General features: G+C 70.5%; 7 protein-coding genes. 2 read left to right on the top strand and 5 right to left on the bottom strand.

Annotated elements, in window-relative coordinates:
* Positions 1–304 precede the first annotated feature (304 nt).
* Together GRF61_RS22665 and GRF61_RS22660 are read right to left on the bottom strand one after the other, a co-directional pair.
* Positions 305–973: an HAD family phosphatase gene (locus tag GRF61_RS22665; protein WP_169152887.1), complete on the bottom strand. Its 669-nt coding sequence runs from the start codon at positions 971–973 to the stop codon at positions 305–307.
* A gap of 127 nt (positions 974–1,100) precedes the next feature.
* The gene (locus GRF61_RS22660; protein WP_169152886.1) at positions 1,101–2,411 is read right to left on the bottom strand and encodes an MFS transporter; all 1,311 of its coding nucleotides are present in this window, start codon (positions 2,409–2,411) and stop codon (positions 1,101–1,103) included.
* Positions 2,412–2,780: 369 nt separating this feature from the next.
* Between GRF61_RS22660 and GRF61_RS22655 the strand changes: the two genes are divergently transcribed.
* Positions 2,781–3,392: a PadR family transcriptional regulator gene (locus GRF61_RS22655; protein ID WP_169152885.1), complete on the top strand. Its 612-nt coding sequence runs from the start codon at positions 2,781–2,783 to the stop codon at positions 3,390–3,392.
* Between the two features lie 32 nt (positions 3,393–3,424).
* Positions 3,425–4,219 (top strand): siderophore-interacting protein, encoded by a 795-nt coding sequence (locus GRF61_RS22650; RefSeq protein WP_169152884.1) that lies wholly within the window; start codon positions 3,425–3,427, stop codon positions 4,217–4,219.
* A 105-nt stretch (positions 4,220–4,324) separates the two neighbouring features.
* Here the strand turns inward: GRF61_RS22650 and GRF61_RS22645 are convergent, their stop codons facing one another.
* From GRF61_RS22645 to GRF61_RS22635, 3 genes are all read right to left on the bottom strand, one after another.
* Complete coding sequence (locus tag GRF61_RS22645) at positions 4,325–5,695, bottom strand: MATE family efflux transporter (protein ID WP_169152883.1); 1,371 nt, start codon at positions 5,693–5,695, stop codon at positions 4,325–4,327.
* Positions 5,696–5,881: 186 nt separating this feature from the next.
* Positions 5,882–6,253 (bottom strand): hypothetical protein, encoded by a 372-nt coding sequence (locus tag GRF61_RS22640; RefSeq protein ID WP_211166150.1) that lies wholly within the window; start codon positions 6,251–6,253, stop codon positions 5,882–5,884.
* Positions 6,254–6,283: 30 nt separating this feature from the next.
* Complete coding sequence (locus tag GRF61_RS22635; protein WP_169152882.1) at positions 6,284–6,829, bottom strand: glutathione peroxidase; 546 nt, start codon at positions 6,827–6,829, stop codon at positions 6,284–6,286.
* Positions 6,830–6,859: the final 30 nt, after the last annotated feature.

Genomic DNA, 6,859 nt, shown 5'->3' with positions numbered 1-6,859 from the left:
GCTCAGATCACGGCATGCAGATCGCCTGAAGGGTTCCAGGTAACCGATGCCCGGTGAGCCCCGCCACCGCACACCTTCTTCCCTCGCGGGAAAAGGCTGGAGGGAGGGAGCGCCCGTCAGGGCGTCAGCGCTAATCCAGGCGCCGCTGCCCCACGCTCTCCCACGCCCCGGCTCCTTGCCTGCCTGCCACGGGGCGCTCCGGCGGGCGAAACAGCCCCTTCCCGCCACCACCCGACCACCGCAATAGCGAAACCCTTACTGGAACTCCGCTGTGCCTGTCATCCCGCCGGCAGGTTGCCCGGGCTCAAACCATCCTCCGGCGGCTGAACCACTCGCCGCACAGCTCCGGCGCGCCTTCCAGCGAGCTCAGCAGCACGCATTGCGCCGCCACCTCCTCGCCCGGCTGCACCAGGTCCGGCACCAGGATGACCTGCATGCCGGCCGCCAGCGCCGCGCGGGCGCCGTTCTCGCTGTCCTCGAAGGCGAGGCAGGCGCGCGGGTCCACGCCGAGGCGCTCGGCGGCGAGCAGATACACGTCCGGCGCCGGTTTGCCGTGGGTAACCTCGTCACCGGCAGCCAGCGCATCGAAGAAGTCCAGCAGCTGCGCCTGCGCCAGACGGCGCTCCACTTTGTCGCGGTGGCTGGAAGACGCCAGCCCGCAGGCCACCTCGATGCCGCCCAGCCAGCGCAGCAGGTCGTGGGCGCCCGCCTTGGCGGTGTAACCCTGGGCGGCGTGGCGCGCCTCCAGCATGTCGGCGACGCGGCTGGCCGCGCGCTGGTAGGCCTCGACGCCGAACACCTCGCCCAGGATCGCATGCACCTCCTTCATCGTGCGGCCGATGACGCGCTGGTAGGTGGCCACTTCCAGCACCACGCCCAGCTCGCGGCCCACTTCCAGCCAGGCATCGCGTATCGGCCGCTCGGAATCCAGCAGCAGGCCATCCATGTCGAAAATCACTGCCTCGAACTTCACTCGCTCTCCCTGTCCGTGCCCGCGGGCCTGCCCTATCCGCCGAACCATACACCAGCCGGCGGCAGCCAGACGACGCCCGGCGCCGTCCTCGCGCCGTCGCGCGTCGCGGACCCCGCCGCCAGGCGCTTCAGCCCTGCCGGCCTTCCGCCTCGGATGCGGCCCCGGCCGCCACCTTTTCCTGCCGCGCGGGGGTCTCCCGCTTCGCCGCGCCGGCTGCCAGGTGCGGGAAGCCGTCCATACGCGCCAGCGTCGGGAACAGCTTCACCCAGCTGCCGGCCACCGCCAGCGTGGCCGCGCCGCCGAAGATCACCGCCGGCACCAGGCCCAGCCAGCGCGCGGTGACGCCGGACTCGAACTCGCCCAGTTCGTTGGAAGCGCCGATGAACACCGAATTGACCGCGCTGACGCGGCCGCGGATCTCGTCCGGCGTCTCGTGCTGCACCAGGATGTGGCGCACATACACGCTCACCATGTCGCCGGCGCCGCTCAGGGCCAGCGCCGCCACCGACAGCGGCAGGCTGGTGGACAGGCCGAACACCATCATGGCGACGCCGAAGGCAGCCACCCCGCCCAGCATCCAGGCACCCACATGCCGCCGCAGCGGCCGCCACACCAGCACCGCCGCCGCCAACCCGGCGCCCACTGCCGGCGCCGCCCGCAGCAAACCCATGCCGGCGGAATCGACATGCAGCACGTCGCGCGCCATCGCCGGCAGCAGCGCCACCGCGCCGCCGAACAGTACCGCGAACAGGTCCAGCGAGATCGCCCCCAGCACCACCGGGCGCGAGAACACGAAGCGCAGGCCCTCGAATACCGCGCCGGCGCCGCGCGCCGCGCCGGGCGACTGCTCCGCCGGCCGGGTGCGCACCCGGCTCATCAGCCACACCGAGCAGGCGAACAGCGCCGCCGCCGACAGGTACACCGCATGCGCGCCGCCGAGATAGATCGCGCCGCCCAGCAGCGGCCCGACGATCACCGCCACGTGAAAGGAGGAGGAATGCACCGCCACCGCCTGGGCAAAACGCGCCGGCGACACCAGGTTGATCAGCACCGCCTGGCTGGCCGGCATCATGAAGGCGCGGGCGCAGCCCAGCAGCACCAGCACCGCGTAGATCAGCCCGACCTGGCGCAGGTCCGCCAGCGTGATCGCCAGCAGCAACAGCGCCGCCAGGCACTGCACCACGTAGCACCAGCCGATGATGCGGCTGCGCGCGGCGCGATCCGCCACCTGGCCGGCGGGCAGGATGAGCACGATGAAGGGAGCGAACTGCGCCAGGCCGACGAAGCCCAGCGCCAGCACGTCGCCGGTGAGCTGATAGACCTGCCAGCCCACCGCCACGCCCACCATCTGCGCCGCCAGCGTGGCCAGCAGCTTGGCCGACAGGAAATGGAGGAAAACCTTTTCCTTGAGGACTTCCAGACGCGATCCGCTACTCATCGCACCGCACCGCCACGACCAACAGGGCATATGCCCGCACACAGGTTCAATTCCATCTCCATGAGGCAAGAAAACACTGCCCGCGAGCGGCTGCCGGACCAGGCGGCATGCCTGCAGCGGCGCTACGCGGCAGGGCGCTACGATACGGGCAGCAAGCGTGGCATCAGCGCAGTTTTCGCGCTAAGCAATGCAGCTCGCGTTCCCGCCCCGCCGGAAGCTGAGCCGCGCCCCGCTTGTCGAAGCGCAACAGCGTTAGCGCCAGGGACGTTCATCGCAACGCAGCCAGCCCCTGTTTCCCCGAAAAATACCGCCTTGAATTATCGTACGATACATCTTACGATAAAAAGCATCGTCAACCAGGAGCATTTCATGCACGGAAATCATGAAGGCCGCGGCCGCCGCTTCGCAGGCGGGTTCGGCGGTGGCATGGGGGGCCGCGGGCTGCGCAGCGGCCGCAAGCTGGGCGGCAAGGATCTCCAGGTGGTCATCCTCGCCCTGCTCGCCGAAGCCCCCGCCCACGGCTACGAGCTCATCCGCAAGCTGGAGGAGCATTCCGCCGGCTTCTATACGCCCAGCCCGGGCGTGGTCTATCCCGCCCTCACCTACTTGGAGGAACTCGGCCAGGCGGTGGTGGAAACCGAAGGCAACAAGAAGCGCTACAGCCTCACCGACATCGGCCGCGGCCGCCTCGCCGCCCACCGCGAGGTCGCCGACGGCGTGCTCGCCGAGCTGGCACGCGTCGGCGCCCGCATGGAGCGCGCCCGCCGCGCCTTCGATGGCGAGGAGGCAGGCGCGGAAGCCGGAGACGATGAAGATGACGCCGTCGCCGGTGAGCTGCACGCCGCCCGCCACGCGCTCAAGCACGCGCTGTACGACACCCTGCCCGCCTGTAGCGGCGAACAGCTTGAGCGCATCGCCGCCATCCTGCGCCGCGCCGCGGACGAGATCCGCGCCCTGCGCCAACCCGAGCAGCCGGCCTGAGCGCCGGCCCCCCCCGACAGGAACGAAAAGACATGACAGATACAGAACGCATCAGCCGCCGCATCCGCCACGAATTGCGCTTCCGCCTGCTGCAGGTGAAGCAGGTTCAGCAACTGCGCCCTCGCATGCTGCGCGTCACCCTGGCCGGCGATGAGCTGGAGGGCTTTGCCAGCGCCGCCCATGACGACCATGTGAAGCTCTTCTTCCCGGAGCCTGGTCAGCTCAAGCCGCCGCTGCCGGTCGCCACGCCGGAGGGCATGAGCTTCCCCAATGGCCGCCCGCAGGCGCGCGACTACACCCCGCGCCGCTACGATGCCGCCGCCGGCGAGCTGGACATCGACTTCGCCCTGCACGAGGCCGGCCCGGCCACCGCCTGGGCGCTGCAGGCCAAACCGGGCGACTGGCTGGGCGTCGGCGGCCCGCGTGGCTCCTTCGTGCTGGAGAAGAGCTTCGACTGGTACCTGCTGGCGGGCGACGAAACCGCTTTGCCCGCCATCGCCCGGCGGCTGGAAGAACTGCCCGCCGGCGCCCGCGCCCTGGTCGTCGCCGAAGTGGATGAGGCCGCCGAGGAACTGGATCTTCACAGCGCCGCCACGCTGGCGCTGCACTGGGTACACCGCGGCGCCGGCGCCAGCCTGCGCGAAGCGGTGGCGGCGCTGCAGTTGCCGCCTGGCGAGGGCTATGCCTGGGTGGCGTGCGAATCCGACACCGCCCGCCAATTGCGCCAGCTGCTGGTGGAGGAGCGCGGCCTGCCCAAGAACCGGGTGAAGGCCGCCGGCTACTGGAAACGCGGCGCCGCCGCCACGCATGAGAGCCACGACGACTGAGCTCCGGCCCTCAGCCGGCACCGCTTCCCACGCCCGGTCGCCAGCCTCGAATCCGGCTCAGACCGGCCCGCCGGAGCGGAACGGATTCCCCCGCGGAATCCGCGCTCAGGCGCCAGCCGGAGCCGGCAACGCCAGATCCCGCCCGATGCGCGGCAGCATCAGCCACAGCACCAGCCCGCGCAGCACCATGAACAGCAGCAGCGCCAGCCACAGGCCGTGGTTGCCCCACAGCGCCTTGAGGCCGAAAGCCAGGGCGACGAAGCTGACGGAGCACAGCACCATGGCCTGCATCAGCTCGCGGGTGCGGGTAGCGCCGATGAACACGCCATCGAGCAGGAAGCCGGCCACCGAGGCCAGCGGCAGCAGCGCCGCCCAGGGCAGATAGCTGACAGCGGCCGCGCGCAGTTCGGGCTGGTCGGTCAGCAGGCCGATGATGCCCTCGCCCGCCAGCGCATACACCAGCGAGAAGGCCGCCGCGCCTACCGCCGCCCACAGCATGGAGACGCGGATGGACGCCCGCAGCGCGGCACGGTCGCGCGCGCCCACCGCCGCGCCCACCAGCGCCTCCGAGGCGTGGGCGAAGCCATCCAGACCGCAGGCCATGAAGCTCTGGAAGTTCAGCAGCACCGCATTCGCCGCCAGCACCAGGTCGCCCTGGTCGGCACCGGCGCGGGCGAACCAGGCGAAGCTGCCGAGCAGGCAGACGGTGCGCAGGAAAATGTCGCGGTTGATCAGCATCATCCGGCTCAAGGCCGCCGGCGCCAGCAGCCCGGCCCAGGACGGCGGCCCGGCACTGCGCTCCGGCGCGCGCTCCCGCGTCAGCCACAGCAGCGCGATGCCGAGCACGAAGCCGGCGCCATCCGCCACCGCGGTGGCCGCGCCTATGCCGCCGACGCCGAGGTCGAAGCGATACACCAGCAGCAGCACGACCAGGATGTTCACCAGATTGATCCACACCTGCAGCAGCAGACCCACCCGCACCCGCTGGCGGCCCAGCAGGTAACCCAGGATCACGTAGTTGCCCAGCGCCAGCGGCGCCGACCAGATGCGCGCCGAGGAGTAAGCCAGCGCATGCGCTTGCACCGCCTCGCTGCCGCCCAGCAGCGACAGCCCGCCGCCAATCAGCGGCCCCTGCAGCAGCAGCACGACGGCGCCGATGGCGAAGGCCAGCAGCAGCGCACGCAACAGCGCGTCCCGCAGCCCGGCGGCGTCACGCGCGCCGTGGGCCTGCGCCACCAGGCCGGTGGTGCCCATGCGCAGGAAGCCGAAGCCCCAGAACAGGAAGCTGAACAGCACCCCGCCCAGCGCCACGCCGCCGAGCGCCGCCGGGTCGGGCAGGTGGCCGGCCACCGCGGTATCCACCGCCGCCAGGATGGGCTGCGTCAGGTTGGCGAGGACGATGGGAAAGGCGAGGAAAAGCACATGGCGGTGCCATTCGGCACGGCTGGCGGGGAAACGGTGGGCGGTTGCGGACATCGGCTATGGGTGGGGTATGGGATGTATTGTTTTTCGAGGGCCACAGGCCGGTCTCCACCGGCTCAGCGCGGATCGTCCATCCTCTGCCCCGGCGCCGCAAGAAGAAAAACCGCAGGCCGGTCGCGCGCCTGCGGTTCTCGTCGATCCGGCCCCGGCCGCCGGCTCGGGACTGCGGCCGCGTGAACGTCAGACGAGGGGGGCTGCGCCCTGCTTCATCCGTTTCGCCAGCACCTCGCCCAGGCCAATGGCACAGAAGCCCAGCGCCACATGCACCACCTGGGTCAGCACCCGGCTGTCGAACAGCGGCGCCATCAGCTGCATCATGCCGAGCACAGGCACCAGCACCGCCACCGCCGCGAGGGCCAGCGCCAACCCGGTGCGCCGGCTCAGGCCCAGCAGGGCGACGCCCAGCAGCGACAGCACCATCAGGCCACCCAGGCCCATGTGGGCATGCAGCGGCACGCCCCAGCCCAGCCAGAACGCCGCCCCGGCGCCCAGCGCCAGCAGCCAGCTCAGGCGGGCGACCATCAGCAGGATGCGTGCAGTGTTTCCGTTCATCTTTCCTCCTCGGTATCGGTGAATCGGCAATCAGGCCTTGGCCAGTTCGGCGTCTATCGCCTGCAGCAGGCGGGGATCGTCAGCGGTGACGTCCGGCGAGAAGCGCCCCACCACCTCGCCATTGCGGCCCACCAGGAATTTCTCGAAATTCCACAGCACCGCGGTGCGATCCGCCGGGGCCAGGCCGGCACCCGCCAGCCGCTCGCGGAACGGCCCCTCGCCGGTGGCCTCCGGTTGCGCCTGCACCAGCGCGGTGTAGAGCGGATGGCGGTCGGCGCCGGTCACCGAGATCTTGGAGAACAGCGGGAAGTGCACGTCGTAGTTGAGCGTGCAGAACTGCTGGATCTCGGCATCGCTGCCCGGCTCCTGGCCCTTGAAGTTGTTCGCCGGGAAACCCAGTACCGCCAGCCCCTGGGCCTTGCGCGACTGGTATAGCTTCTCCAGCCCCTCGTACTGCGCCGTGAGGCCGCACTTGCTGGCGACGTTGACCACCAGCAGCACCTGGCCGCGGAAGCTGGCGAGGGAGTCCGCGCTGCCATCGATGCGCTTGAGGGGGATGTCGTAGACGCTGCTCATGGGGTTCTCCTTGGAGGAAATGTTGGGAGG

Origin of the sequence: Azoarcus sp. TTM-91 (assembly GCF_012911025.1) — a bacterium.
Lineage (GTDB): Bacteria > Pseudomonadota > Gammaproteobacteria > Burkholderiales > Rhodocyclaceae > Azoarcus.
Note: the sequence above shows the minus strand (reverse complement) of the source record. Positions and strands in the feature narration are given on the sequence as shown.

Excerpts from the sequence above, each read along its gene's own strand:
- GRF61_RS22660 (WP_169152886.1), bottom strand. The coding sequence starts at position 2,411 with ATGAGTAGCGGATCGCGTCTGGAAGTCCTCAAGGAAAAGGTTTTCCTC.
- GRF61_RS22655 (WP_169152885.1), top strand. The coding sequence starts at position 2,781 with ATGCACGGAAATCATGAAGGCCGCGGCCGCCGCTTCGCAGGCGGGTTC.
- GRF61_RS22650 (WP_169152884.1), top strand. The coding sequence starts at position 3,425 with ATGACAGATACAGAACGCATCAGCCGCCGCATCCGCCACGAATTGCGC.
- GRF61_RS22645 (WP_169152883.1), bottom strand. The coding sequence starts at position 5,695 with ATGTCCGCAACCGCCCACCGTTTCCCCGCCAGCCGTGCCGAATGGCAC.
- GRF61_RS22640 (WP_211166150.1), bottom strand. The coding sequence starts at position 6,253 with ATGAACGGAAACACTGCACGCATCCTGCTGATGGTCGCCCGCCTGAGC.
- GRF61_RS22635 (WP_169152882.1), bottom strand. The coding sequence starts at position 6,829 with ATGAGCAGCGTCTACGACATCCCCCTCAAGCGCATCGATGGCAGCGCG.